The sequence below is a fragment of the Hymenobacter sp. genome (assembly GCF_035709525.1).
Taxonomy (GTDB): Bacteria; Bacteroidota; Bacteroidia; order Cytophagales; family Hymenobacteraceae; genus Hymenobacter.
The window spans coordinates 35,416-61,978 of the sequence record NZ_DASTEP010000170.1 but is presented as its reverse complement, the minus strand read 5'-3'; the positions used below and the strand labels follow the sequence as shown (position 1 = coordinate 61,978).

Annotated in this window: 26 protein-coding genes and 1 tRNA gene; 13 read left to right on the top strand and 14 right to left on the bottom strand. The window is 61.3% G+C overall.

The annotated features are described in order from the left end of the window. Positions 1-49 precede the first annotated feature (49 nt). The 7 genes from VFO93_RS15020 to lipB all read right to left on the bottom strand — a co-directional run bounded on the left by VFO93_RS15020 (position 50) and on the right by lipB (position 6,999). Complete coding sequence (locus tag VFO93_RS15020) at positions 50-1,021, bottom strand: SUMF1/EgtB/PvdO family nonheme iron enzyme (protein WP_325135208.1); 972 nt, start codon at positions 1,019-1,021, stop codon at positions 50-52. 279 nt (positions 1,022-1,300) lie between these two features. Continuing rightward, positions 1,301-2,323, bottom strand: coding sequence for a PorP/SprF family type IX secretion system membrane protein (locus VFO93_RS15015; protein ID WP_325135207.1), 1,023 nt, complete (start codon positions 2,321-2,323; stop codon positions 1,301-1,303). A gap of 164 nt (positions 2,324-2,487) precedes the next feature. After that, complete coding sequence (locus VFO93_RS15010; protein WP_325135206.1) at positions 2,488-3,312, bottom strand: uroporphyrinogen-III synthase; 825 nt, start codon at positions 3,310-3,312, stop codon at positions 2,488-2,490. 65 nt (positions 3,313-3,377) lie between these two features. Next, complete coding sequence (locus VFO93_RS15005; RefSeq protein WP_325135205.1) at positions 3,378-4,577, bottom strand: DUF4271 domain-containing protein; 1,200 nt, start codon at positions 4,575-4,577, stop codon at positions 3,378-3,380. A gap of 11 nt (positions 4,578-4,588) precedes the next feature. After that, positions 4,589-5,662 carry an MraY family glycosyltransferase gene (locus tag VFO93_RS15000; RefSeq protein ID WP_325135204.1) on the bottom strand — a complete coding sequence of 358 codons (1,074 nt, stop codon included), beginning with the start codon at positions 5,660-5,662 and terminating at the stop codon, positions 4,589-4,591. Between the two features lie 68 nt (positions 5,663-5,730). After that, the gene (locus VFO93_RS14995; protein ID WP_325135203.1) at positions 5,731-6,153 is read right to left on the bottom strand and encodes a hypothetical protein; all 423 of its coding nucleotides are present in this window, start codon (positions 6,151-6,153) and stop codon (positions 5,731-5,733) included. A 66-nt stretch (positions 6,154-6,219) separates the two neighbouring features. After that, positions 6,220-6,999 (bottom strand): lipoyl(octanoyl) transferase LipB, encoded by a 780-nt coding sequence (gene lipB, locus VFO93_RS14990; RefSeq protein ID WP_325135202.1) that lies wholly within the window; start codon positions 6,997-6,999, stop codon positions 6,220-6,222. A gap of 129 nt (positions 7,000-7,128) precedes the next feature. On the opposite strand from lipB, the gene VFO93_RS14985 reads away from it, so the two are divergent. Continuing rightward, positions 7,129-7,488 (top strand): YraN family protein, encoded by a 360-nt coding sequence (locus tag VFO93_RS14985; protein WP_325135201.1) that lies wholly within the window; start codon positions 7,129-7,131, stop codon positions 7,486-7,488. Between the two features lie 62 nt (positions 7,489-7,550). Here VFO93_RS14985 and VFO93_RS14980 read toward each other — a convergent pair whose 3' ends face one another. Both VFO93_RS14980 and VFO93_RS14975 read right to left on the bottom strand, forming a co-directional pair. After that, on the bottom strand, positions 7,551-8,633 hold the full coding sequence (locus tag VFO93_RS14980) for a hypothetical protein (RefSeq protein ID WP_325135200.1): 1,083 nt from the start codon (positions 8,631-8,633) through the stop codon (positions 7,551-7,553). A 245-nt stretch (positions 8,634-8,878) separates the two neighbouring features. Beyond that, complete coding sequence (locus VFO93_RS14975) at positions 8,879-9,682, bottom strand: cyanophycinase (RefSeq protein ID WP_325135199.1); 804 nt, start codon at positions 9,680-9,682, stop codon at positions 8,879-8,881. Between the two features lie 159 nt (positions 9,683-9,841). Here VFO93_RS14975 and mgtE point away from each other — a divergent pair, with 159 nt between their 5' ends. Both mgtE and xrtX read left to right on the top strand, forming a co-directional pair. Next, on the top strand, positions 9,842-11,224 hold the full coding sequence (gene mgtE / locus VFO93_RS14970; protein ID WP_325135198.1) for a magnesium transporter: 1,383 nt from the start codon (positions 9,842-9,844) through the stop codon (positions 11,222-11,224). Between the two features lie 73 nt (positions 11,225-11,297). Beyond that, entirely contained in the window at positions 11,298-12,347 is a 1,050-nt protein-coding gene (gene xrtX / locus VFO93_RS14965; protein ID WP_325135197.1) for an exosortase X, read from the top strand. 5 nt (positions 12,348-12,352) lie between these two features. On the opposite strand, the gene arfB is transcribed toward xrtX, so the two are convergent. Together arfB and VFO93_RS14955 are read right to left on the bottom strand one after the other, a co-directional pair. Continuing rightward, positions 12,353-12,757, bottom strand: a complete 405-nt coding sequence (arfB, locus tag VFO93_RS14960) for an alternative ribosome rescue aminoacyl-tRNA hydrolase ArfB (protein WP_325135196.1) — start codon at positions 12,755-12,757, stop codon at positions 12,353-12,355. Between the two features lie 64 nt (positions 12,758-12,821). Then, on the bottom strand, positions 12,822-13,769 hold the full coding sequence (locus VFO93_RS14955) for a ketoacyl-ACP synthase III (protein WP_325135195.1): 948 nt from the start codon (positions 13,767-13,769) through the stop codon (positions 12,822-12,824). Between the two features lie 194 nt (positions 13,770-13,963). Between VFO93_RS14955 and VFO93_RS14950 the strand changes: the two genes are divergently transcribed. After that, complete coding sequence (locus VFO93_RS14950) at positions 13,964-14,446, top strand: hypothetical protein (RefSeq protein WP_325135194.1); 483 nt, start codon at positions 13,964-13,966, stop codon at positions 14,444-14,446. 18 nt (positions 14,447-14,464) lie between these two features. On the opposite strand, the gene VFO93_RS14945 is transcribed toward VFO93_RS14950, so the two are convergent. Next, positions 14,465-14,683 (bottom strand): hypothetical protein, encoded by a 219-nt coding sequence (locus VFO93_RS14945; protein WP_325135193.1) that lies wholly within the window; start codon positions 14,681-14,683, stop codon positions 14,465-14,467. 116 nt (positions 14,684-14,799) lie between these two features. Then, a tRNA-Phe gene (locus VFO93_RS14940) sits at positions 14,800-14,872 on the bottom strand. A 173-nt stretch (positions 14,873-15,045) separates the two neighbouring features. On the opposite strand from VFO93_RS14940, the gene VFO93_RS14935 reads away from it, so the two are divergent. The 6 genes from VFO93_RS14935 (at position 15,046) to VFO93_RS14910 (ending at position 21,637) form a co-directional block, all read left to right on the top strand. Beyond that, positions 15,046-16,428 carry a (Fe-S)-binding protein gene (locus VFO93_RS14935; protein ID WP_325135192.1) on the top strand — a complete coding sequence of 461 codons (1,383 nt, stop codon included), beginning with the start codon at positions 15,046-15,048 and terminating at the stop codon, positions 16,426-16,428. Positions 16,429-16,460: 32 nt separating this feature from the next. Continuing rightward, complete coding sequence (locus VFO93_RS14930; protein ID WP_325135191.1) at positions 16,461-16,799, top strand: hypothetical protein; 339 nt, start codon at positions 16,461-16,463, stop codon at positions 16,797-16,799. A 34-nt stretch (positions 16,800-16,833) separates the two neighbouring features. Continuing rightward, positions 16,834-17,742: a (Fe-S)-binding protein gene (locus tag VFO93_RS14925; protein ID WP_325135190.1), complete on the top strand. Its 909-nt coding sequence runs from the start codon at positions 16,834-16,836 to the stop codon at positions 17,740-17,742. Between the two features lie 263 nt (positions 17,743-18,005). After that, positions 18,006-18,494 (top strand): hypothetical protein, encoded by a 489-nt coding sequence (locus tag VFO93_RS14920; RefSeq protein WP_325135189.1) that lies wholly within the window; start codon positions 18,006-18,008, stop codon positions 18,492-18,494. Between the two features lie 120 nt (positions 18,495-18,614). Then, a complete protein-coding gene (locus VFO93_RS14915; RefSeq protein WP_325135188.1) occupies positions 18,615-20,528 on the top strand; it encodes an OmpA family protein in 1,914 nt (637 codons plus the stop codon). Between the two features lie 185 nt (positions 20,529-20,713). After that, entirely contained in the window at positions 20,714-21,637 is a 924-nt protein-coding gene (locus VFO93_RS14910) for a DUF4476 domain-containing protein (protein ID WP_325135187.1), read from the top strand. Positions 21,638-21,735: 98 nt separating this feature from the next. Here VFO93_RS14910 and VFO93_RS14905 read toward each other — a convergent pair whose 3' ends face one another. Further along, a complete protein-coding gene (locus VFO93_RS14905; protein ID WP_325135186.1) occupies positions 21,736-22,209 on the bottom strand; it encodes a DUF4293 family protein in 474 nt (157 codons plus the stop codon). A 98-nt stretch (positions 22,210-22,307) separates the two neighbouring features. On the opposite strand from VFO93_RS14905, the gene VFO93_RS14900 reads away from it, so the two are divergent. The 3 genes from VFO93_RS14900 to kynU are packed head-to-tail and all read left to right on the top strand — an operon-like array spanning position 22,308 to position 26,543. Continuing rightward, positions 22,308-23,510: an acetyl-CoA C-acyltransferase gene (locus VFO93_RS14900; protein ID WP_325135185.1), complete on the top strand. Its 1,203-nt coding sequence runs from the start codon at positions 22,308-22,310 to the stop codon at positions 23,508-23,510. A 48-nt stretch (positions 23,511-23,558) separates the two neighbouring features. Next, on the top strand, positions 23,559-25,202 hold the full coding sequence (locus VFO93_RS14895) for a hypothetical protein (RefSeq protein ID WP_325135184.1): 1,644 nt from the start codon (positions 23,559-23,561) through the stop codon (positions 25,200-25,202). Between the two features lie 60 nt (positions 25,203-25,262). Continuing rightward, positions 25,263-26,543 (top strand): kynureninase, encoded by a 1,281-nt coding sequence (gene kynU, locus VFO93_RS14890; protein WP_325135183.1) that lies wholly within the window; start codon positions 25,263-25,265, stop codon positions 26,541-26,543. The last annotated feature ends 20 nt before the right edge of the window (positions 26,544-26,563 follow it).

Genomic DNA, 26,563 nt, shown 5'->3' with positions numbered 1-26,563 from the left:
AAGTACTTAGGGGTTTGTGAAAAAAGATGAAATGGGCAATGAACAAAAACTAGCGGTTGAGGCCGCGGTTGGTGCCCATGCCAATCTGAATCATGGAGCAACGGAAGCCGATGTAGGAACGCGAAGAATCTTGGTATTCGAAGTTGCGGGTACCCGTTTCGAGGAAGTACTGAATGTCTTTCCACGAGCCGCCGCGCACCACCTTGCGGGGTTCGTTGTCGTCGGGGTTGGTGGGGTTCAAGTCCCACACAATCGGCACGGAAGCTTCCATGTAAGCATCATCGCACCACTCCGACACGTTGCCGGCCATGTCGTACAGGCCGAAGTCGTTGGGGAAGTAAGACCCTACTTCCGACGTGTAAGCAAAACCGTCGGCGGCATAGTCGCCCCGGCCGGGCTTGAAGTTGGCCAACATGCAGCCACGGGTATTGCGCACATAAGGGCCGCCCCAGGGGAACGTTACGCCCTCGCGCCCACCGCGGGCAGCATATTCCCACTCGGCCTCGGAAGGCAGGCGAAAGTTAGGCAGAGGCGCTTCGCCACGCTCCTCGTTGTTGGCATTCTTGAGCTTGCTGCGCCAGTTGCAGAAGTACTTGGCCGCAAACCAATCAACACCTACCACCGGGTAGTCGTCGAAGGCCGGGTGCGAGTAATAATACTCGAGCAGCGGGTCGCCCATGTGGTAGGTGAAGTCGCGCACCCACACCGTGGTGTCAGGATACAGCTCCGTCTTGATGTAGTCCTCACCCAAGGCCTCGACCGAGTCTTGCATGATGGCGTTCACAAACTGCCGGTATTCGTTGTTCGTGATTTCGGTTTCGTCCATGTAAAAGCCGGCAATGGTCACCTGCTTGTTCATGTTTACCATCGAAGCCGAAATGTCTTGGTCGGTTTGGCCCATGTGGAACGTACCGCCCGGGCAAGGTACCATCCCGAAGGGCACATCCTGCGGATTAAAGACTGGCCGGTCTTCCGCACCTACCAGGTCGCCCCGATAGTCTTTGGTAAAACAGCCACCCATAAGCAACCCCGAAAGGGCTAAGAGGGGCAAGACTAGAAACTTTTTCATAATAGAGAGAAGACTAATTGTATATCCAGGAGCTAACTAAGCCTATTTTATCGCTTGGCAAATCTACACTATTTCAAGTCGCTTTGCAATATCAACAGGGCATACCAACCCTATTATTTGCACTACAAAACACCGAAAATGCCCTGATGTGGTCAAAAGCAGCCTTTTTTAACGCAAGAATATTTCCTTACAAATTTCCTTACTCCGCTTAGCTCAACCCTAGAAATAGGATTAAAAGCTGTAGCGTGGGGTACGAATAGCCGGACGAGCTTTTGGGCCAACCTGGGGCAGGCGCAAGGAGAGCAGGATTTCGTGCGAGCTGAATGCCCGAGCTGCCTGATTGAAGGCTATGAAGTCGAATGCGTAGCCGATACGATAGCGGTTGTCGGCTCCAAACCCGTAACCCAGTAGCCCCGAGAAGGATTCCTGGTGGCGGTAGTTTACCCCAGCCCAGAATTGGTCGTTGAACGTGGCTCTTACGCCGCCCTCGAAGGAATAGTTCTTTTCGTTGTCGTATTTGCTTACCGCGTCATAATTGCCCGGCAATACCGATTTGACGAGTACAGTGGGCGTGATGGTAACGCTGGACGACGCTTCGATATTATAACCCGCCGTAAAGTAGGCGTGGTTTTCGCCGAGCGAGCGCGAGGTATTCTGGTACCCGATGATGTTGCCGTTGGCGTCGCGCCGGGCGCTTTGCAGCGTGTAGTTGCTCCGGAAGAGGTTGTTAATGCTCAGGCCGGCGTAGAACTTGGGCGACTCGTACCACAGGCCCGCCCCGGCGTCGAACTTCTTGTCCGAGCCATTTTCCGGCACGTAGGGGTCGTTGGCATCAATGTACTTATAGGTACCTTTGCTGAGGTAAGTATAAGTACCCTGAATACCAATACCCAAACGACCGCGCCCGAGGTTGATGTGTTGTGAGTACGACAGCGCCGCGTTGGTCACTTTCGATTCAGCAATCTTATCGTAGTAAACAACCGCGCCCAGGCCGCCGCTCAGCGCCCGGATGGGCACCGACACCGAAGCCATACCCGTGCGGGGCGAGCCGTTGGCATCCCCTTGCGTATTGCCCAGGTTCAGGTACTGGTAGCGGCCAATCAGGGTAACCTCCGTTTGCCCTTTAATACCGGCGTAGGCCGGGTTGAGGTACATACCGTTGAAGCCGTAGTGCGTGAACTGCGGCTGTTGCTGCGCCGAAGCGGTGCCGGCCGCTGCCAACAGCAGCAAAGGAGCAAGTACATTTCCCTTCATATGAGGTGCAAGAAAGAACTGAAAAGATGATATGGCGAGTAGGAGAAAACCTTAAAATAGGATGAATCCTGCTTCCAAATGTAAGTACTAAACAGTAGCTGCGCGAAGCACCATCCACTATTTAGGCTTATTTTTCTTGCTTCAGTACCTTAGCGAGCACCTTATTAGCTGGCTCCTTTGGCTTTATCGGCCCCACCCTTGGTGGCGGGCGCGTGCTGCCGGATGTAGGCTTCGATAGCACCCGTCATAGACGGAGCGTTGGGCATAGGTGCCTCAATGTCAAGAATGAGCCCGGCATCCCGTACAGCTTTGGCGGTAGTAGGGCCAAAGGCCGCGATGCGGGTGCCATCCTGCACAAAATCAGGAAAATTGACAAAAAGCGAGCTGATGCCGGAAGGGCTAAAAAAAGCCAGGCAATCGTATTTCACATCCGACAAATCGGACAGGTCGCTGGCTACCGTGCGGTAGATTACTGCCTCCGTGAACTTGAGGTTGTTAGCTCGCATAAACTCGGGCAGGTCGTCCTTGCGGATGTCCGAGCACGGGTACAGAAACTTCTCGCCCTTGTGCTTTTTGATGACGTCGAACAAGTCGGCGGCCGTGCGCAGGCCCACGAACAGCTTGCGCTTGCGCAGCACAATGTATTTCTGCAGGTAATTAGCCGTTTGGTCGGAGATGCAGAAGTACTTCATCTCGGCCGGCATTTCGAGCTTGGCTTCCTGGCAAATGCGGAAGAAGTGGTCGACGGCGTTGCGGCTGGTGAAGATGACGGCGGAGTAATCCAGGATATTAATTTTATCCTTACGAAATTCCTTGTAAGGAACTCCCTGCACCTCAATAAACTCCCGAAAATCAACCCGAATTCCGTACTTCTCGGCAAGTGGCGAGTAGGGTGAAACATCGGTAGTGGGCTTGGGCTGGGTAACCAGTATGCTGCGGATGGGCTGGGCGTGCCGGTTCAGACCTGGCTGTGCTGCGCTCTCGGCCATAAAGAAAAAGGTAACGCTAGGGCGATAGACTAAGTGAGCTGGGCCGCCCCCACTAACCAGTGGATTTAGAGAGGGGACGTAAAGACAATGAGCTTAAGCAATACCGCCAAGGGCAGTATTTCGGTAGCACAAAGGTACGCGAACAAATGAAGATTAAGCAGCGAGGCGCGCTGGTGCAGCGTTTGGGCCACCCGCAGCACCGTTACGGTGAGCAGTACCAGCACGAAGCCATTGGCTATGCTAACGATGGGGGGCCAGTACGCGTTCAGACTCAGAAACAAGAACAGAGCAATGGGCACCAGCAGCCCCATTACCAGCGTAGTGCGCAGATACTCACGGTAGTGGATGGTAGCCAGGGCGCGCAGGTCGAAAATGTAGCTCAGCCCTTCTACCAGCAAAAACTTACCGATAATAAAGCTCAGAATAAGCCCCGTATACAGGCTGATTTTGGCAAGTGTAGCTGCCTCGGTTACTTTCAACAGTTGCTTTACCAGGGGCAAACTACTGAAATCGGTGTGCAGCGCCGTGAGCAGCAGCGCCAGCGACAGCGAAAAAAGCACTACCAGTACTAGGTTGAGGAGCGTGAAAGCGGGCCGCATCAGAAAGGCCTGCGGATTGCCCTTGGCCCCGAGCACATCGCTCACTTGCAGCGCACTGGCCAGGCCGGCCGGATAGGCACTGCGCACGGCCCCGTAGAGCAGCCCTACCAGCAGCAGCCCCAACAACAGCGACTGGCTTTGCAGCGCGCCTACCTGCAGCCGGGCGGGCAGCGGCGTCGCGCTGGCAAGCGGCGCGTCGGCCGGGGCCTTGTCGGCAGCGGGCGTGGGGGCTACTACCGTAAACGAGCCCAGCGCGGGATAGCCGTCGGGCTGCCACACGGCCAGCAGGTGGGGGCCCGCCGCCTGGCGCGGCAGGGTCTGGGTTAGGTCGACAATGTACGAGCCTGCCTTGCCGGCCCGTAGCAGCAGTTTGTTATCCAAGAAGATACTCAGGCCGGGCTGCGCCGCGAATGACACCCGCAGCGGCTGGCCTGGCCGCAGGCGCAACCACTGGTAGTAGGCGTGGGCCGGCGCGTGGTAGCCGGGTAGGTACAGAATGAGCCGGTTGCGGGCCGCATCGTGTAGCAGCCAATTGTCGGCCGAGAGGCCGGGGGCCGGGGCCGGCGGCAATGGGCGGTACTCGGCAGCGCCAGCTAGCCCAGCCCAGCCCAGGCAGGCCAGTATCGCCAGCAGGCACCGCCAGCGCCCGCCACGTTGGGCAGCCAAGGTGCTCGCCATTAAGTAGATGCAACCTGGCGCCGGGCCAGGCGGCTTTGGTACACGCCCAGAAAAACGCTCAGCAACACCCCAAACACCAACAGCGCGCCGATGAGAATGAGGTTGCCCAGATACGCGAAGTTGATGACGAAAAGCACCACCACCGAATTGAGCAAGCCCAGCAGCAGCACCGTGCTTATCTGCGAAAAGCCCATCGCCATGATGCGGTGATGCACGTGGTTTTTGTCCGGGATGAAGGGCGATTTGCCGGCCAGCATCCGCAGGGTGAATACCCGCAGGGTATCGAACAACGGCACAAACAGGATGCCGAGCGTAACGGCCGGGGCCGTGCTGCCAAACGGCTGCCCCGTGCTGTTGCCCATTTCAATAAACTGAATGGCCAGTATCGACACGATGAAGCCGCACACCAGCGAGCCCGTATCGCCCATAAATATATTGGCCTTGTGGAAGTTATAGCGCAGAAAGCCTAGCATTCCGCCAATCAGGCACACGGCCACGAACGAGTAGTTGCTGAACGCGCTGCCCCCGTAGCGCAGAAAATAATAGCCAAACGTGCTGCTGATAATGAGCACTATCGTACCTGCCAGGCCGTCGAGGCCATCTATCAGGTTGATGGCGTTGGTAATGCCCACGATAACAACGAAGGTGAAACCGTAGCTGAAGCCCGCCGACAGCGTTTCAATTCCCAGGATTCCCTGGAAGCTGGTAATCCGCACGTCGGCCATTATCATCACGACGCCGGTAGCAAGTAGCTGGCCCACAAATTTTTTAGCCACCGAAATGGTAACCAGGTCGTCCTTCAGCCCCACGAAAAACAGGATGATGCACCCGGCCAGCAGTTGCTGCACACCATTGGTGAGGGGCGCAAAAATGGTGAGCGCCGACATGAAGCCCGCGAACACGGCCACCCCGCCCAGACGCGGCGTGAGCGACTTGTGTACGGTGCGCCCATTGGGCGTGTCGAGCAGGTTTTTGAGGTGCGCGATGAACACGATGGAGGGCACCGCGAACATGGCGACCAGTAGCGCCCACAGCGCGGCCAGGCCCAGATAAATATTAAAGGTGTGGTTCATAGCGTAAATAACAGAGCAATCTTGAATGCTACCAGTCGCTTGGCAACCCGTGGCCAGGGCATCCCCGGCTAGCCGTGCAGCACGCCCGGCTGCCCATCCAGCAGCTCCAGGCGGCTCAGGTTTTCGGGCACGATGGCGTCGGGCACAAACAGGAATTTGCGGTCGAAAATCTGGCGGTCGCGGTAGTAGCTCACCCAGTACTGGTTGGTGAGGTGAAACACGGCGGGGTCAATCAGCTCGACGGGCGTGGCCGAGTGCGGGCCAATTTCGGGAAAGTGGTAGCGCAGCGTGGTCGTGCGCACGGCCTGCCCGTCGGGCTGGTTGCCGTAGCCATCGGCCGCGATAATGACATTTTCGAGCGCGAAGTCATTGCTGTTCAGCAAAAACACCTGCCACGTGGGCGGGTTGCCTTCGTCAAACGGCGGGGTAGTGCTAGGCACTACCGCGATGGAAACGCCAACCACGGGCTCAAACGGAATATCCTGCTTCATAAGTAACTGGCTGCTAAAACGCTCGCAACAAGAAAGTTGAAAAATAAGGGCGGCCGCATTCGCGTGCTAGCCAGCCAGCTGCGCTCGCAGGTGCGCCAGCAGGTGCTCTTGCACCTCATTTAGGTCTACGGCGTAGCCTAGTTCAGCCTGCATCGAGGTCACGGCCTTGTCGGCGATACCGCAGGGCACAATGTAGCCGAAGTAGCTCAGGTCGGTGTTCACGTTGAGGGCTAGGCCGTGCAGCGTAACCCAGCGGCTGCACCGCACGCCCATCGCGCAGATTTTGCGGGGATTGGCCGCATCTTCTTCCCAGCCCAGCCACACGCCGGTGAGGCCCGCGATGCGCCCGGCGCGCAGCCCGTACCCGGCCAGCGTTTGAATTACGGCTTCCTCCAGCGCCCGCAGATACCAATGAATATCGGGGCGGAAGTTTTCAAGGTCGAGCAGCGGGTAGGCCACCAGCTGCCCCGGCCCGTGAAAGGTGATGTCGCCCCCGCGATTGATGCGGTGAAATGTGGCCCCGTGGGCCGCCAGGGCGGCTTCATCGAGCAGCAGGTGCTCGGGCTTACCGCTTTTGCCCAGCGTGTAGGTGGGCGGGTGCTGGCAAAAAAGCAGGTGGTTGGGCGTGGGCTGCGGCGGCAGGCCAGCGGCTTCGGCCTGGCGGTTAGTCGCCTTAATAGCCAGCGTATCAGCTAGTAGCTGCTCCTGCAAATCCCAGGTGGGCACGTAGGGCACCAACCCCAGGCGCTGCACCAGCAGCTCGGGCTGCCGCGCAGCGGGCGGCGGGCTGGCGGGTAGCGGCGCGCCGGCAGCGGCCGGGGCCACGCAGGCCGAATAAAATTCCATAGCAATACAGGGCGAAGGGTGGATAGCGAGCACTAATATTATTTTCGCAAAGGTACTTCGCACCGTAGGCTTTAGCTTGCGGCCGTTGCCCACCACTCAGCGGGCGCTTTTTCCACTCGCTGCGTTCGTATGCTCTCCTCTGCCCACGCGCTAGGCCAGGCCGGCGAGGCCGCCGCCGCCGACTTTTACCGGCAGGCGGGCTACACCATCCGGGCGCAGGGCTACCGCCACGGCCGCGCCGAGGTTGACCTCATCGCCCAGCGCGGCCAGGAGCTGCTAGTGTTCGTGGAAGTCAAAACCCGCTCGGGCGGCCAGTACGGCACGCCCGAAACCTTCGTTTCGGCCCGCAAGAAAGAACTGTTTCGGCTGGCCGCCACGCACTTGCAGGAAGAACTGGACTGGCGCGGCGACATCCGCTTCGACATCCTGGCCCTTACCCAGCTCAGCCAGGGCTTCCGCATCGAGGTGTTTGAGGACGCTTTTTATTAAGCTACACCCGTCATGCTTCGCTGCGCTCTGCATGACGGGTGTAGCCATTCACGCATCGCAAACTACCCGCCCGGCGTGGCGGGCACGGGGGGCGGCGTCACGGGCGGCTTGGGGTGGTAGCCGGGGCGGCGCTCAGCGGCTTTGCGCACAGGCGTGCGCGGGGCGGGCGCGCCGTGGCTGCCGGGGCGGCGCGGGTCGTTTTTGGTAGCGTCGGGGTCGGCTTCGGCGCGCTTGTCGAGGTTTTTTTCTTTGTCGTAGATGGGCGAGCCGCCATGGCTGTACTCGCGTATCAGCTCGGGCTCGGCTACTTCGGGCTCGTAGCCGCTTTCGTTGTACTGAAACACGTAGTGGCGGTAGCCTTTGTAGTCCCAATAGTTGGTCCACTCCCCTACCCGGCGGCCGTTTTCGAAGTGGCCTATCCACTCGCGTTTGCCGTCGGCGGTGTACTTCACGTAGTCGCCTTCGAGCTTGCCGTTCACGTAGGGCACCACCTCTTTTATCATGGTGTTGGCCCCGTCGTAATAGCTGATATTAGCATCGCGCGGGAAACCCATTTCGTAGTGGGTTTTGGCCGTGAGGCCGCCCTTGTTGTCGTATTTTTCCCAGCGCAGGTGCTTAGTGCCCATGGCGTAGTAGCCCTGCTCGATAACCTGGTTGTTGACCAGCCGCTTGAAAGGGCCATGCAGCACCTTGTCGGCAGCGGGGTCGAGCTCGCCATTGGCCGCGAAAATCTTCTTTTTCTTGGGATTGAAGTAGTACACGGCCGGCGCCATGGCGCTGGGCTGCTTGAAATTTTTGAGGTAGTAGAAAACGGTAATCACCTGGTTTTTGCCGGTGCCCGTCTTGAAGTAGCCGCGCTTGATGCGCTGGCCCAGAAATATCTTCTTCTTTTTGTTGGGCTTGCGCTGGGCGGCTTTTTCCTCTTCCTTGGCCTTGCGCTCTTCCTCCTTGCTGATAACGGCCTTGCGGCCGGCAATACTCAGCTTCGGGTTTTTCTTTTTGGTGGTCGTCAGGCTGTCGCCCGGTGTGCCGGTGGTAGCCTGCTCCTCCAGGCGCGAATTAAACGACACGGTTTTGCGGGTGCAGGCGGCCCCCAGCACCAGCATCCCCCCCAAAACGGCCCATCGGAACCCAAAGCGTAGCATAGAATACCTTATTAATAATAATCGCCAGCCCAAACGCAAATATATCCTGGTTTGGTGCCCGGGGTGGGGTGAGTGGATGAGTGGATGAGTGGGTGAGCGGATGCGCCTGTCATGCTGAGCGCAGCGAAGCATCTCGCGTGCAGCAGTAACTCATTCAATAACAACGAGGCGAGCGAGATGCTTCGCTGCGCTCAGCATGACAGGCGCACCCGCTCATTCACTCATTCACTCACCCACTCACCCACTCACCCACTCATCGCAAGCGTGTCGCCCGCCACCAGCAAGTCTACCCGCAGGCCGCGGGCGCTGAGGGGCTGGCCGGCAGCCAGGGTAGCGTGGTTGGTAGCCACGCCGTGGCGGACATCTACTACTACTACCACCTCGGTGCCGAATACCTCGGCGGGCTGGCCGGGGCGCAGGATGAGGCCGGTTTCTTCGGCCAAGCCCAGGCCCAGCAGTGCGGGGTGGGCCAGCACAGCGTGCATGAGGCGCGGGTAGCGGCTGCGCTCGATAAAGTGCTGGTCGATAAGCAAATCGGGCAGCAAGCCCAGGCCGGCAATCACTTCCACGCCGCCGCCCAGCAGGCTGCGCCAGCCCCGGCCGGCCACCAGCATTTGCGCGCCCAGCGCCGAGGCCCCAGCGCTGGTACCGGCCACGATAAAGCCGACATCGGCTCGGTGGCGCTGGGATAAAATCTCTAAGAACCGCGTGCCCAGCAGGCGCTCGGTCAGGCGCTCCTGGTCGCCCCCCGTGATGAAAACCAGTGCCGCCGCTTGCAGCCGGGCCAGGGTATCGGGCTCGTCGGCGGGGTGGTAGTCGTCTACCTGCAAGTGGCCTACTTGCGGGCAGCCCAGGTGCCGAAACACGCGGGCGTAGGCGGCGTAGGTCACGTCGGGCTGGTAGGCCGTGGCGGCGGTCAGTATCTCGATGGGGGCCGTGCGCTGGGGCAGCAGGCCGGCCAGCAGGTGCAGGGTCAGGTCGTCGGCACCGCCGCCCAGCAGCACAACGGTACCCTGGGGCGAAGCGACAGGCGCGGGAGCAGAAGTCAAGGCAACAAGGAAAGGAAGATGCGAAAGCGAAGTACGCCAAAAATGCCCGGTACGGCCGGATATGGCGGCGCTTGGCCGTAATTTTGCCGGGCGAACCGCCCCTTTGCCTAGCGAAACACAACCTCCGTTTTATTTAAAACCTCTAACCGGTTTTTACCCATGACTTCGCCCGAGACCGTAGCCCACATTACGTCGCTGATTCAGGAGGGCGAGTTTTTTAAGCTCAAAAAGCTGCTGCGCGGCTTTCAGCCCGCCGAGCTAGTCGAGCTGATTGAAAACGAGGATGAGCGCGAGCAGCTCATTATTTTCCGGCTGCTGCCGCTCACGCTGGCCACGCAGGTATTTGAGTTTCTGGACCTTGAAGTGCAGCGCCACTTCCTCGACAACCTGGCCCAGGACAAGATTACTGACATTCTCAACGAGATGTCGCCCGATGACCGCACGGCGCTGCTGGAGTTTTTGCCGGCCAATTTCGTGGCCGAGCTCGTGCAAAACCTGTCGGAGCCCGAGCGCCGCGTGACGCTGCAACTGCTGGGCTACCCCGAGTATTCGGTGGGCCGCCTGATGACGCCCGACTACATCGCCATCCGCGAAAACTGGACCATTCAGCAAAGCCTCGACTACGTGCGCCAGCACGGCGGGCAGTCCGAAACCCTGAACGTGCTCTACGTGACCGACGCCCGCGGCGTACTCATCGACGACATCCGCATCCGGGAGTTTCTCTTGGCCGCGCCCACTACCCGCGTGCGCGACCTGATGGACCACCGCTTCGTGCAACTCACTGTCAACCAAGACCAGGAAGAAGCCATCGACATCTTCCGGCGCAACGACCGAGGCGCGCTACCCGTGGTGAGCGCCGACCAGGGCATCCTGCTCGGCATCGTGACGCTGGACGACATTCTGAGCATCCGGGAAGAAGAAGACACCGAGGACATTCAGAAGTTTGGCGGCTCCGAAGCATTGGAAGAGCCCTACCTCACCATGCCGCTGCTGCGGCTGGTGCAAAAGCGGGCGGGCTGGCTGGTCGTGTTATTTTTAGGTGAATTGTTGACCACCTCGGCCATGCAGCATTTTGAGGGCGAGTTGGAGAAGACTGTGATTCTATCGCTTTTCCTACCGCTGGTTATCAGCAGTGGGGGCAATTCGGGCTCGCAGGCCACTTCGCTTATTATTCGGGCAATGGCGCTAGGCGAGTTTACGCTGGGCGAGTGGTGGCGCGTGCTGCGCCGCGAGCTGGCCAGTGGCCTTATGCTGGGTATTATTCTGGGCTTCGTTGGGTTTGCCCGCATCGCCATCTGGCAAAGCATCGACCCGATTTATGGCCCACACTGGTTTTTGGTGGCCCTTACCATTGGGGTGGCGCTGGTGGGCATCGTGCTGTGGGGCAGCATTGCGGGCTCGATGCTGCCGCTGATACTGCGCCGGCTGGGGCTCGACCCGGCCACGTCGTCGGCTCCCTTTGTGGCCACGCTGGTCGACGTGACGGGCCTCATCATTTACTTCACGGTGGCTTTGATGATGCTGCGCGGCACGCTTTTATGAGCGTAGCCGCCGGCCGCTGGTTATCTGTTTATTATCTTATTTTATCTAACAATTCATTTACTACCTATTCATTATGGCTGATTCTATTCTTACTGCTACCCCATCGGCCTCAGCGCGGCCGTTCTGGCGTTTTGGGCTCATTAGCGGGGCATTTCTACTCTGCTGGATGATTGGCGCGACCTTTGGCCTGGGCGGCGACAGCCCGCTCGACAACGCGCTGTGCCACCAGCTAGCCGTGGGTAGCACCTGGGCGCTACGCCTGCTGGGCTGGCAAGCCAGCGTGTCGGCTACTACCCCCAACCTCTTGCTGCTGCAAGGGCAGCCCGCCGTTATCGTAGGTGGGCCGTGCGATGGGCTGGTGCTGTACACGCTGCTCGTCGGCTTTGTGCTGGCCTACCCGGGGCCAGCGCGGCGGCGGCTGTGGTTTATCCCGATGGGCATAGTAGTACTGTGGCTGCTCAACGTGTTTCGCATCGTGGCCCTGGCGCTCAACCACCGCTACTCGCCCGATACGTTTGATTTCAACCACCACTACGCCTTCAGCGCGGTGGCTTATTCGGTGCTGGGCGGCCTCTGGCTGCTTTGGACGCGCCAGTCGCTGCCAGTTGCCACCGTGCCGGCCCGCCCCGGTGCCACGCAGCCCTGGCTCACGGGCCGCCTGGCGGCGGGCGGCGGGCTGCTGCTGGCCTTGGTACTGCTGGAAGTCTTCAAGGAACAAGCCATCGCGCGCCTGAGTGCGGCTTGGGCCGCCGGACTGGCCACTGGCCCCGGCTGGCTGCACCGGCTGCCCGGCGCGGCGGCCGGTGAGGTACCTAGCGCCATGAGCCACCTGCCGCTGCCGGTGGGAGTAGCGTACCTAACAATTTTTCTGACGTTTAGCCTATTAGGTCTGGCGCTGGTGCTACCCGGCCGCTCTTGGGCTACGGTGTGGCGCTGCTACGTGGGCATGGCGCTGGCGTGCGGGCTGCTGGCGCTGGCGGGCCGCGTAGGCGGCCTGCCAGCCGCCTACCGCTTGTTTCGGATGGTGCTCGATTTTATGACCTCGCTGCTGCCGGTAGCGGGGCTACTGGTGCTGCTGTGGCGGCCGTTGGCGGCCCCGGCACCCGCGCCTGCGGCCGACTAGCGGCGCTAGTCGAAGCGGCGGCGGTTAGCTTTCTTATCGCTCTGGCGCTTTTTGCCTTCGAGGCGCTGGCGCACGGCCCCGGCGCTGGGCCGGGTAGGGCGGCGCGGCTTGGGGCGGCGCACGCTTTTTTGCAGCAGTTCGTAGAAGCGCGCCAGGGCTATTTCCTTGTTGCGCAGCTGGCTGCGGTCGTCCTGGGCCACTACCAGCAGGTCGCCCTCGGTGGTGAGCTGATTGGCCAGCTTTTCCAGCAGCAGCGCTTTCTGGGTTTCATTTACTACCTGCGAGGCGGGCAGGTTCCAGCGCAGTTCTACCCGGCTTTCAACCTTGTTCACGTTTTGGCCGCCCGGCCCGCTGGCGCGGCTGGTCTGGTACGTGATTTCGGGCGAGAAAGCGGCGGCGGGCGGCAGCATGTGATTAATCGGCAAGTAGCACTGAGCAATAGTACGCGCCCAGTGCCAATGAGTGCAGCGGCTGCTACTTCTCCAGCAGCATGGCCCCGTAGGAGTAGCCGCCGCCAAAAACGGTGACGATAATCTTATCGCCTGCTTGCAGCGTGTGCCACACCTCGGCCAAGCCGATGGCCGAGCCGGCGCAGCCGGTATTACCCAGGCGGTCGATATTGTTGACGGCGCGGGCGGGGTCGAGGCCCAGCTGCTTCACCACGTTGGCCGAGATACGCAGGTTGGCCTGGTGAGGTATCAGGTACGTCAGCTCGCTCACCTTCAAGCTATTATTATCGAGCAGCTGTTGCGTAATGCGCGCCATGTAGGTGCAGGCCTGCTGAAACACGTCGCGCCCGAAGGGCATCACGATGCCTTTGTCCACGGGCTTCAGCGTCACGGCCTCATCGGCCTTGCCCATGGGGGCGGCCCCGCCGGTCATCACCTGCACCACGTGCAGGTCGGCGGGGGCTAGGCGCTCTTTGGTGAAGAGCAGCGCGGCGGCCCCGTCGCCCCAGAGGTGGCCCGCGATGGTATCCTCCTCGTTGTTGTAGGCGGTGTTGTGCTCGGTCACGACCACCAGCGCCCGGCTGGCTTTGCCCATGGCAAAGTAGCCTTCCACAATCTCCACGGCATTAAGCAGCGACGAGCAGGCCGACGAGATGCTGACTGTCGGTATCTCGTTGATGCCGAGGTCGCGCTGCACGGCGTGGGCCGCCGTGTAGATGGTATCGTGCGGCGTGTAGGTACCCACCACAATGAGGTCGATACCGGCCGGGTCGAAGCCGGGCGTTTCGGCCAGCAGGACGCGGGTAGCAGCCACGGCCATCGTGTTGGCGTTTTCACCAGGGGCAGCCCGGCGGCGCTCCCGGATGCCGGTGCGCTCGATTATCCAGTCGGAAGCTAGCCCGTTGAGCCGGGTGAAATGTTCGTTGGTGACAACGGCCGCCGGAATGTAGGCGGCCACGTGATGCAGGTACACGCAGCGGGTAGTGGGTGGTAGAATATCAGGACAAAGGTCCGACCAACAAACGTTCGGGTCCGAATAAAGACGCCAAAAGCCAGAATCTTGTACGTAGCAAAGGTAGGCTTTGGCGTGCGGCCCGGTACTAGCGGCCGGGTTTGCACGTTGGCACTCTACTTGCCGGGGCGGCGGCGGGGCTTACTTTTAGCATTATGCACATACGTTTTTGGAGTGGGCTGAGCGGACTGCTGGTAGCGGCCGCGCTGCCCGCCGCCGCGCAGAAATACAACACGGCCTTAGGTGCCCGCCTGGGCGGGGGCAACTACGGCATCACGCTGCAACAGCGGGTGGCCTCGCGGGTTACTATCGAAGGCATTGCCGGGCTGCGCGAGCGCGAATACAGCGGTACCGTGCTGGGGCAGTACCACTTCGGCATTCTGGGGCCCAGCCTCAATTACTACTTCGGGGCCGGCGGGCACCTGGGGCACAATAAGGACACCGGCAACTTCGGCGGCTTCGATGGCATGGTGGGCGTCGAGTACAAGGTGGCGTTTTTGCCCATCCTACTTAGCTTCGATTTCAAGCCTACCCTCGAAATCAACAGCGATGATTACGCGCGCTTCCCCACTGCTTTTTCGATTCGCTACGTGTTCATCAAGCGCAAGAGCGGGCTGTTCGAGCGCTTTCGCCGCTGAGCACGCAGCAGCCGGCCGCTACTCGCCCTTCGGGCGCAGGGCTGGCTGTAGCTCGTGCTCGTAGTAGCAGTCCCAATGCCCGTTGTCGAGGTGGTAAACGGGCACCTCGTAGGGCTGCCGGCCGGTGACACTAGGCACCAGTTGCCGGCCGCGCCAGACGACGCGCTGCATCGGGCTGCCGGGGGCCAGTTGCACAAAGCTGCCGATGACATACTGGAAGAAGGGACGCGGGCGCATAGGGCAAAGAAAAGCCTTGCTGGCGTGGGTTCATGCCTTTGACAACCCATAACTGCCGCTAAAAAATACCCTAAGATGCAAAAAAGCCTCTAGCGCAATGCTAGAGGCTTTTTTAGTGGCAACAGTTGGAATCGAACCAACGACACCAGCATTTTCAGTGCTGTGCTCTACCAACTGAGCTATGTTGCCGGGGTTTTCCGTGGGCCGTTGGGGTGGCTTGGGGGTGCAAAGGTACGCCAGATTGGTTACGACGCAAGTTTTTGCGTAATAATTTTTCAATGCCTTTCATCCGGCCCCTCTAAAGTAGTCGTCATGCCTACTAAATTGCGGCCCCATCCCACCCGCTAGCTTACCTTTACTTCATGTTGCAACCCATCCTTTTCGCGCTGCTGCTGCTGGCGGCGTTTGGCCTGTTTACCTGGCAGGTGCGCAAAATCCGGGCAAACATTCTCGTCGGGCGCGACCGCGACATGAGCGGCCACTTCGGCGAGCGCCTCAACAAGACGCTACTCGTGGCGTTCGGCCAGCAAAAAATGTTTAAGCGCGTTACGCCGGCCCTGCTGCACTTGGTAGTGTATGTGGGTTTTCTGGTCATCAACGTCGAGGTAATTGAAATTGTCATTGATGGCCTCTTCGGCACGCACCGCTTCCTGAGCTTTCTGGGGCCGGTGTACGATGCCCTAATGGCGACCAACGAGGTGCTGGCCGCGCTGGTAATCGTGGCGGTGGCGGCCTTTTGGTGGCGCCGCAACCACAACCCGCCCGTGCGCCGCTTCACCGGCCCCGAACTGCGGATGTGGCCCAAGCTCGACGCCAATATTATTCTCTACATCGAGGTGGCGCTGATGGTAGCCTTGTTCTTCATGAACTCGGCCGATATCCGGCTGCACCAGATTGAGGGTAAAGACTTACCCGGCACCTTCCCGGTCAGCCAGTTTCTGGCCGGCCTGCTACCTACCACCAGCGTGGGCACGCTGGAAGTGCTGGAGCGCGCCGGCTGGTGGATTCACATCACCGGCATCCTGCTGTTTCTCAACTACCTGCCCAGCTCCAAGCACTTCCACATCATCATGGCGTTCCCCAATGTGTGGTACTCGCGCCTGGTGCCGCAGGGGCAGTTCTCCAACGTGGAAAGCATCACCCACGAGGTGAAGGCCATGATGGACCCAAGCTACGAGGTGCCCGCCCCGCCCGTGGGCCCCGATGGTTCGGCACTGGCTCCTACCCCTTTCGGGGCCAAGGACGTGGAGGATTTGCCCTGGACGGCGCTGATGAACGCGTACTCCTGCACCGAGTGCGGGCGCTGCACTTCGGTGTGCCCGGCCAACCTCACGGGCAAGCTGCTTTCGCCGCGCAAAATCATCATGGACACCCGCGACCGGGTAGAGGAGAAGTACAACTCGCCGCTCATCTTCCATCCCAACGTGTACGGCGAGGAGGCTAAGCACGAGCCCATTACCGACCTGATGGAAGCCACGCTGCTGCGCGGCAAAGTGACGCCCGAGGAGCTCTGGGCCTGCACCACCTGCAACGCCTGCGTGGAAAGCTGCCCGGTGAACATCAACCCGCTGGAAAGCATTGTGGAGATGCGCCGCTTTTTGGTGCTGGAAGAGTCGGCCGCGCCCAACTCACTCAACGTGATGTTTTCCAATATCGAAAACAACGGCGCGCCGTGGGCTTTTTCGCCCTCCGACCGCCTCAACTGGGCCGACGAGCTGTACGTGGCCGAGAAGGCGACTGCGTAATCTTATTTCCTTTTGAAAATCTCCTCTGGCTTATGAAAGGTGAAGACCAAATTTTAGAATTATTGGCTGAAGTATTGCGTCGGCAAGACCAAACGCAGGAAAAGCTGCAGCGCATAACGGAAGAAATGCAGGATGTCAGGCAGGAGGTAAGCGAGGTCAGGCAGGAGGTACGAGAGGTCAAAAGCCAGTTGGGAACGGTGATAGAAAGCCAACAAGGGCATCAGCAAGCCCTGCGCCTTTTAGCTATCAACCAACAAAAGAGCCAGAGCGAGTTACAAAATATTGTGGATATCCTTGACTCTGTGGCGCGTATGCAACGCGATACTAACCGCCGACTCGACCGGCTGGAACACCCTGGCGATTTCGCATAATTCGTTGATTGTATACGCTTAGCTTTTGATTTAAATGACGCCGACCTCCTCCCCCGCCGCGCCCGCCAAGCGCCAGCTTACCGTGCCCACCGTGGCCGACCTCGCCGCGCAGGGCCGCGCGCCCGAAATTCTGTTTTGGGTAGGCTGCGCCGGGGCTTTCGACGACCGCTACAAGCGCGTGACGCGCGCCTTTGCCCGCATTCTGGAGCACGTGGGCACCGACTACGCCGTGCTGGGCCTCGAAGAAAGCTGCACCGGCGACCCGGCCAAGCGTGCCGGCAACGAGTTTCTGTTTCAGATGCAGGCTATGCAAAACATCACGACGATGAACGGCTACGGCATCAAGAAAATCGTGACCGCCTGCCCGCATTGCTTCAACACCATCAAAAACGAGTACCCGGCGCTGGGCGGCGAGTACGAGGTGATTCACCACAGCACGTACCTGCAACAGCTTATCAACGAAGGCAAAGTAGCGGTGAAGGGCGGCGAGAGTTTCCAGGGCCGCCGCATCACCTTCCACGACAGCTGCTACCTGGGCCGCGCCAACGACATCTACGAGGCCCCGCGCGACGTGCTGGCCGCTCTCGATGCCGACCTGGTAGAAATGAAGCGCAGCCGCGCCAACGGCCTGTGCTGCGGCGCGGGCGGTGCCCAGATGTGGAAAGAGCCCGAGCCGGGCAAAAAAGACATCAACATCGAGCGCACCGAGGAGGCCCTGGCTACCCTCGGCGGCCAGGCCGCCGCGCTCGACAACCTGCGCGGCGTCGAAACCGAGCGCACTGCGCCCAGCGAGCACAGCCTGCAAGGCGCCATCATCGCGGTGAGTTGCCCTTTCTGCATGACCATGATGAGCGACGGCGTAAAAAACAAGGAGCAGGAGGCTAACGTTCAGGTATTTGACCTGGCCGAGCTGATTGCCAGCGCCGAAGGCATCAACGCCTAACTGCAGGACATAAATCGCAGATTCAAACGGATTTTTAAGATTTAACGGATACGCCCGCTGCGCGGGCTGACTACCCGGCTGACACTGAATAGGGCGTCTCCCCTACTTTCTCGCACTTCGACTACTTTTACGAAGTAGCACTCGAAATATAAAAGGAAGTAAGATACCCGAACCAGTACCAACCGGGTAGTCAGCCCGCGCAGCGGGCGTATCCGTTAAATCTTAAAAATCCGTTTGAATCTGCGATTTATGTCCTGCGGCTTATGTATGTAGCTTTTGACCACCTGCCGCCCCACGCCCGGGTGTGGATATACCAGGCCAGCCGCCCGCTGGCCGAAGACGAGCTGATGGCCGTGTTGCCGCGCCTAGCCGCCTTTGCCGAGGAGTGGACCAGCCACGGCCGGCAGCTGGCTGCCTCGGCGCAGTTTCTGCACCGGCAGTTTTTGGTGCTGGGCCTCGACGAGGCCGTGGCTGGGGCCAGTGGCTGCTCTATCGACGCCTCGGTGCGCTTTGTGCGCGCGCTGGAGCAACAGCTTGGGATTGACTTGCTTGAAAAATCGCGCATGGCTTTCCTGGCCGATGGGCAGGTGCAGTTACTGACCCGGCCCGAGCTGCGCGCGGCCGTGGCCGCCGGGCAGGTTACAAGCGCCACGCCCTACTTTAATAATACCCTGAGCACCAAAGCCGAACTGACGGAGTGCTGGCCCGCGCCGGCGGGCCAAACGTGGCTGGCGCGCTATTTTGAAAATTGACAGAATAGTAATAATAAGCCTACGGGATAGCCATACAACCCCAAATTGTTGTATTATTGCCCGTCAAAACCTTACTATTCTCTTTTCGGGCGCATGGCTTTCACCTTTACCAATTTGCCAATGAGGAATCTTTCAATTGTGGGGGCGGCCGCCTGCTCGGTGGTGCTGCTGAGTGGCTGTGCTACTTCGGGCGGCCTTACCAAAGCAGACAAGCGCTTTGCGCAGGGTGAATACGAGCCCGCCATCGCGCTCTACAAAGCCGACGTAGCGAAGGGCAAAAATGCCGCCCAAGCCAATTTTCGCATTGGCGAAGCGCTCCGCCTCTCCAACCGCCTCGACCAGGCCGAGCCCTACTACAAGGCCGCCCTCGATGGGGGCGTGAAAAACGGCGACGCGGGCTACCACTACGCTGAAGCCCTGAAAGCCAACGGTAAATTTGAAGAAGCTGCCGCGCAGTTCAGCACCTACGCCCAGAGCGGCGGCAACAGCACCCTGACCGCCCAGGCCGCCAGCCAGGCCCAGAATGCCAGCGCCAGCAAGGCGCTGGCCAGCAAAGCCGCCGCCTACGACGTAGCCCCGCTCGACGCGGTGAACTCGCCCGAGTCGGACTTTTCGGCTTCGCGCCTGCCCAGCACCGGCGAGCTGGTGTTTGCCTCGGGCCGCGACGGCAAAACCTACCTCGGCAATGGCGGCAAGTTCCTGTCGCTCTACGCCCAGAAGTTTGACGACCCGGCGGCCATGACCGGCGGCACGCCGCGCAAGCTCGATGGCCAGTTCAACAACGCCAACGAGCACCAAGCCAGCGCTACTTACACCCCCGACGGCAACACGATGGTGTTTGCCCGCTCGAACGACGGCTCGAAAAAGGGCCTCAAGAGCGTGGATTTGTGGGTTTCGTACTTCCGCAACGGAGCTTGGACCACGCCCGAGCTGGCCAACATCAACGACCGCTCGGCCGATGACTTCGCGCCCGCTTTTGCCCCCGATGGCAAGACGCTCTACTTCGCCTCGGGCCGCCAGGGCGGCGTGGGCGGCAACGACCTGTACAAAGCTACGCTCGACGCCAACGGCCGCTTTACGACGCCCGAAAACCTTGGGCCGGGCATCAATACCGTGGGCAACGACAACTTCCCCGGCATCGCGCCCGATGGCACGCTCTACTTCTCATCGGACGGGCATCCCGGCTTCGGTAAGCTTGACATTTTCAAGGTTGAAGGCAACCAGGTGGCCAACCTCGGGCCAGCCGTGAACTCGGCGGGCGACGACTTCGCGCCTTTCTTCACCGGGCCGGGCATGGGCGTTTTCTCCTCCAACCGCGAAGGCGGCAAGGGCTCCGACGACCTGTACTCGTTCAAGCGCAAGCCGCGCCCCGTGGTGACGTACACGCTCGATGGCACGGTGCAGGCCTTCGACAGTGAAACCAACGCGACTACCCCGCTGGGCGGCGAAACCGTAACCATCACCAGCGCCAACGGCCGCAAGCAGGACGTGACGGCCGGCCCCGATGGCAAGTTCACGGCCAAGCTCGACTCGGCCCAGACCTACCAGTTGTTTGCCGACCGCGACCAGCACTTCATTGCGCGGGCCACGGCTACTACCGAGGGCCGCTACCCCACCGGCACCACCCAGCCGCAAACCGACGTTCGCATCCCGGTAACGCTGACGCTGAACAAGATAAACAAGAAGCCTATCGTCGTGCGCGATATCTTCTACGACTACAACAAGTTTAACATCCGGGCCGATGCCGCCGTGCGCCTCGACACGCTGGTGCAGACGCTGAAGGACAACCCCAAGATTCACATCGAGCTGAGCTCGCACACCGACCAGCGCGGCAAGGACGCTTACAACCTCAAGCTCTCGCAGAAGCGCGCCGAATCGGCCGTAGCTTACCTCGTGAGCAAGGGCATCAGCAAAGGCCGCCTCACGGCTAAAGGCTACGGCGAAACCCAGCCCATCGTGAAGAACCCGAAGTCGGAAGCTGACTACCAGCGCAACCGCCGCACCGAGTTTAAGGTTACGAGCGTAGATAAATAGTGCCTAGCTATTAGTGCTTGATAATTAGCTTTTTATTTACCAAATACCAAAAGCCAAGCACCAAGCACTAACAACTGAACACTACCAAAAAAGCCTCCGCCGTGCGGGGGCTTTTTTGTTGGCACGGCATTTGGAAATGACCTAAGTAACCCGGCGAAATCCCTTGCTGGCCCCAGGCTTATGTCATGAAAACGTTACGCTTTTTGCTCGCTACGGTGCTGCTTAGCTGGGTTGGGAATGCGGCGGCAATGGCCGCGCCGCCGGCCCCGCCCGCCAACGTCAACTTTGCATCGGAGCGCGGGCAGGCTTTTGGGCTGCTCCTCGATGGGCAGCCGCTGACGCGGCCCGTAGCCCGGCAGGTACACGTAGACCGCCTGGCCCCGGGGCAGCACTGGGCCGAGTTCAGCTTGCCCACGGCCTACGGGCCGCCCATGCGCTTCCGCACGCCGGTGTGGCTGGCCCCGGGCCTCGAAACGAGCTACGTGCTGGTGCTGCGCCCTAGCGGGCCGCGCCTGCGGCAGGTGGGCGCGGTGCCCGTGCCGGGCCCAGCCTACGGCGGGGGCTACTACGGGGGCGCTTACCCCGCACCGGGCGTTCCCCCGGGCGGCTACTACGGCAATCAGCCTAGCAACCAGCCTTATCCGAACAACCAGCCCTACCCCAATAACGCGCCCTACGGCGGCTACCCAGCCCCCGGCCAGGGCGGCGCGGCCCCCGCGCCGGGCGCAGGCTACCCCGGCGGCTACGGGCCGGGCACCGCGCCCGACCCCAACGCGGGCCGCTACGACCCTAACGCCCCCGCTGGCAACTACTTGTATCCGCTGCCGGCGGCCGACGTGCAAAACCTGGTGCAGGCCCTGCGCCGCCAGGCTTTCGACGATAGCCGCCTGCCAATCGTGAAGCAGGCGCTGGCCCAAAACAGCGTGCAGGCCGCCGAACTGGCCGAGCTCATCAATACCCTGACCTTCGACAAGACGCGCATCGAGCTGGCCAAATTTGGCTACGGCCGCCTCAGCGACCCCCAGAACTTCTACCGGGTGTACGACGCGCTCCGCTACCCGTCGAGCATCCGGGAAGTGCAGCAGGCTCTGGGCTTGCCGCAAAATTAACGTGACTTATTTTTAGTGCGCAACTGTTAGGTTATCAATAAAAAGCCCCGGCTGCCAGTGAGGCAGCCGGGGCTTTTTACGTGATTAGGTGGCGGCGGCTAGCGCAGGCGGTCGGCGCTGCGCACCAGCTGCTCGTCGCGGCGGATGAAGCGGCTGGCGAGCAGGTTGAGCAGCAGCGCCAGCGTGGGCAGATAGAAGGCGGGCAAAAACTGGCCTTCGAGCTTGGGATTGAGAGCGACCTCGCCCTGGCTGGAGAAGTAGAATTGCAGGCCAAACGCGGCCATGATGAACAGGATATTCAGCGAGCCTATCTGCGCCTGCCGGATGCGGTTGCGAAACTGAAAAATCTGGTACACGGCCACGGCGGCCGCTACCAGCGCCGCCACGGCGGTCAGCAAAACCGGAAACTTCGTCGCCGGGGCGTTCATGCCGACAGCCTGGAAGTTGAAGGCCGTGAGGGTGAGCTCCTGGTGGGTGAGGCCGTCGACCTTGTGCCAGAGCGGCAGCGCCAGCATGCTCAGCATCGACAGGGCCAGCAGCAATAGAAATACGCTTTGGATTCTTTGTATCATCTTTGTGGTTGTGAAAAATGGCCTTGACGCCCGCGCGCAGGCCCCTCAAAATTAGCTTTCAACTGGCGGACTTGCGCCGCCGCAACGATACTACCCGAATGCCGAATGCGTATATCGTGGATGCCGTGCGCACCCCGATTGGAAAATTTGGCGGCGCGCTGAGCAGCGTTCGCCCCGACGACCTGGCCGCGCTGGTGCTGCGCGAGCTGCTGCGCCGCAACCCCAGCGTAGATAAAAACGCCGTGGAAGACGTGATAATGGGGGCCGCCAACCAGAGCGGCGAAGACAACCGCAACGTGGCCCGCATGGCCGCGCTACTGGCCGGCCTGCCCGTGACGGTGCCCGGCAATACCGTGAACCGCCTGTGTGCCAGTGGTCTGCAAAGCATCGTGGATGCGGCTCGCGCTATCAAGGTGGGCGAGGGCGACGTGTATTTGGCCGGCGGGGCCGAAAGCATGACCCGCGCACCCTTCGTGATGGCCAAGTCGGCCACGGCGTTTGCCCGCGACTTTACGGCCCACGACACTACCCTGGGCTGGCGCTTCGTCAACCAGAAGCTGGCCAAGCAGCACTTTCCCTACACGATGGGGCACACGGCCGAAAATGTGGCTGCGCAGTACAATGTGAGCCGCGAAGAACAGGACGCTTTTGCTTTCGAAAGCCAGCGCAAGTACCACCGCGCGGCCGAAAAGGGCCGCTTCCGCAAAGAGCTGGTGCCCGTATTTTTGCCGCAGCCTAAGGGCGATACGGCGCTGTTTGACACCGACGAGCAGCCCCGCGTGTCGACCCTTGAAAAGCTGGGCACGCTGAAGCCCGCCTTCCAGCCCGACGGCGGCACCGTGACGGCCGGCAACTCGGCGGGCATCAACGACGGGGCCGCCGCCGCCCTGCTCGTGAGCGACGACGCCCTGGCGCGCTACAACCTCAAGCCCATGGCCAAAGTGCTGGCCTCGGCGGTGGTAGGCGTGGACCCGGCCATCATGGGCATGGGGCCGGTGCCGGCCATCCGCAAGGTGCTGGAGCGCACCGGCCTCAAGCTGGAAGACATTGACTTGTTTGAGATTAATGAAGCCTTTGCCTCGCAGAGCGTGGCCGTGGTACGCGAGCTGGGCGTCGACGTGAGCAAGCTCAACGTGAACGGCGGCTCCATCGCGATGGGCCACCCGCTGGGCTCGAGCGGGGCGCGCATCGTGGCCACTCTGGTGCACGAGATGCAGCGCCGCGAAGGCGTACGCTACGGCCTGGCGGCCATGTGCGTGGGTGTGGGCCAGGGTGTGGCCGTGGTGTTTGAGAAAATGTAATTTTTGGTACCTGGGCCCGGCGCAAGTCGGGCCTGTTTTTTTTGCTACTTGCCCGCTTTTTCGCTGCCCGCCCGCCTGCTGCCCGATAGGTATCGCCGCCTAATAGTAGGGCTGTTTTTTGGGCTGGTAGTGGCGCTGGGGCTATGGCGGGTGCCCGATTACGGTTCGTTTGTCGATGAAGACTCGTGCCGCGACAGCGGCCAGGTGTCGCTGGTATACCTCTACGGGCTGGTGCCGCCTAGCTGGCTGCCCGCCCGCGCCGCCGCGCGCCTGGCGGCTACGCCGCCCCACGCCCGCCTCGAAAACTACCGCGACCGCGACTACGGCGTGGCCTTTGAGCTACCTCTGGGGCTGCTCGACAAGCTGAGCGGCTATACCGACATGGGCGACATCATCCGGCTGCGGCACCGCTGCGTGTGGCTGGTGTGCTGCGCGGGGCTGCTGGCTTTTTATTGGCTGGCGGCGCACCGGCTGCGCAGCTGGCGCGCGGGCCTACTCGGGGCGCTGCTGCTGCTGCTGAGCCCCCGGCAGCTGGCCGATTTCTTTTACAACAGCAAGGATGCCGTGTTTCTGGCCGCCTACCTGGTGGCGGCGGCCACGGCGGTGGCGCTGGTGCGGCGGCCCACGGCGGCGCGGGCGGCGCTGCACGCGCTGGCCTGCGCGCTGGCCATCGACATTCGCCTGATGGGCATAGTAGTGCCCGCGCTCACGCTGGCGTTGCTGGCCTTGCGGGTGTGGCACGGCGACTACCGGGCCGAGCGGGCCCGGGGCGCGGTGCTGCTGTATGGGCTGCTGCTACCGGCATTGGTAGTGGCGTTCTGGCCCTACCTGTGGGCTGCCCCGGCCGAGCGCTTCTGGCAGTCGCTGCTCAATATGAGCCGCTTTCGCTGGGAAGGCCTCCTGCTATATCGAGGGCAGCTGGTGTGGAGCACCGCGCTGCCCTGGCACTACCCCCTGGTGTGGCTGGGTTTGACCACGCCGCTGCTTTACCTGGCGGGCCTGGGGCTGGCGCTGGGGCTGCTGGGGCAGCAGTTGGCGCGGCGCGGCTGGCGCCTCTATGGCAACGACGGCGAGTGGCAGGACTTGCTGTTGTGGGGCCTGGGCGCGGGGCCGTTTGTGGCTGTCATTTTACTACATTCGGTGCTGTACGATGGGTGGCGGCAGCTGTATTTTGCCTACCCGCCGCTGCTGCTGCTGGCCTTACGCGGGCTGGTGGCGGCGTGGCGCTGGCAGCCGCCCGCCGCGCTGGGCGCGGTGCGCTGGCGCGCGGCGCTGGGGCTGCTGGTGGCTGCCTCGCTGGCTTTCACCACGCGCACAATGGCGCAGCTGCACCCGCTCGAAAATCTGTATTTCAACGCCCTGGCCGGCAGCAACCCCGAGCTGCGCTACGAATACGATTACTGGGGCCTGAGCTTTCGGCAGGGGCTGGCCTGGGTGCTGCGCCACGATGCGCGGCCTCACATTCGGGTGCGTACCAGCCTGGGGGCTACCGATGTGCTAAACTGGTATTTGCTGCCGCCCGCCGACCGGGCGCGGCTTGTCATTCAGCGCGACACAACGGGGCCGGCCGAGTATTTTATGACCAACTATCGCTACCATCCGCAGCCCTACGCCGGCCTCGGCGCGCCCGTGTACTCGCTGCGCGTGGAGGGCGAAGGGCGGCGGGTGTTAGACATTTTTCAACTGCGCTAATTGCTGGTCGGGCGCGGGCCGCGCCCGGCTGCCGATACTTGCATAATTTTTCCCACCTCCATGATTTACGATTCCTCCCCCGCCTTTGCCGCCGCCCAGGACGCGGCCGACCCGCTGGCCCGTTTCCGCCAGGAATTTCTTTTCCCGCAAGGCCCCGACGGGCAGCCGATAGCGTATTTCTGCGGCAACTCGCTGGGTTTGCAGCCCAAGGCTGCCCGCGCCGCCGCCGAGCGCGAGTTTCGGGCCTGGGAAGAGCGCGCCGTGGAAGGCCACTTCACCGGCGAGCAGCCCTGGATGACCTACCACGAGGCTATGGCCGACGCCACGGCCCGCGTAGTCGGGGCCAAGCCCGATGAGGTGGTGGTAATGAACACGCTGACCGTAAACCTGCACCTACTGCTGGTTACGTTTTACCGCCCCACCGCCACCCGCTACAAGGTGCTGATGGAGGCCGGCGCTTTCCCCAGCGACCAGTACGCGCTCGAAAGCCAGGCCCGCCTGCACAACCTCAACCCCGCCGACGCGATAGTGGAAATCGCGCCCCGCCCCGGCGAGCATACCCTGCGCACCGAGGACATCGAGGCCAAAATCGCCGAGCTCGGTGATTCGCTGGCCACGGTGCTGTTTGGGGGCATCAATTACTACACGGGGCAGGTGTTTGACATGGCGGCCATCACGCGGGCGGGGCACGCGGTGGGGGCGATGGTGGGCTTCGACCTGGCCCACGCGGCCGGCAACGTGGTGCTGCACCTGCACGACTGGGACGTGGATTTTGCCTGCTGGTGCAACTACAAGTACCTCAACTCGGGGCCGGGCGGCTCGTCGGGCATCTTCGTGCACGAGCGCTTCGCCGACCGCCCCGACCTGGTGCGCCTGGCCGGCTGGTGGGGCCACGACCAGGCCGCCCGCTTCCAGATGAAAAAAGGCTTCCAGCCAATGCACGGCGCGGCGGGCTGGCAGCTTTCTAATGGTCAGATTATTACCCTGGCTATTTACAAGGCCAGCGTGGAGCTGTTTGAGCAGGCCGGCGGCATGGCGCAACTGCGCGCCAAAAGCGAAAAACTCACCGGCTACCTTGAATTTATCATCGATTCGCTCGGCTTGCCCAAGGAAAAGCTCGAAATTATCACGCCCCGCGACCCGGCCGCGCGCGGCTGCCAGCTCTCGCTGCTGGTGCATGAGCGCGGCCGCGAGCTGTTCGACTACCTGGCCGCGCGGGGCGTCATTGCCGACTGGCGCGAGCCCAATGTTATCCGCCTTTCGCCCGTGCCGCTCTATAATTCGTTTGAGGATGTACGCCGGGCGGGCGCGGCTATTTCTCAATTTTACAATGAGCAGTAAATGATGAGCAAACCCAGCTG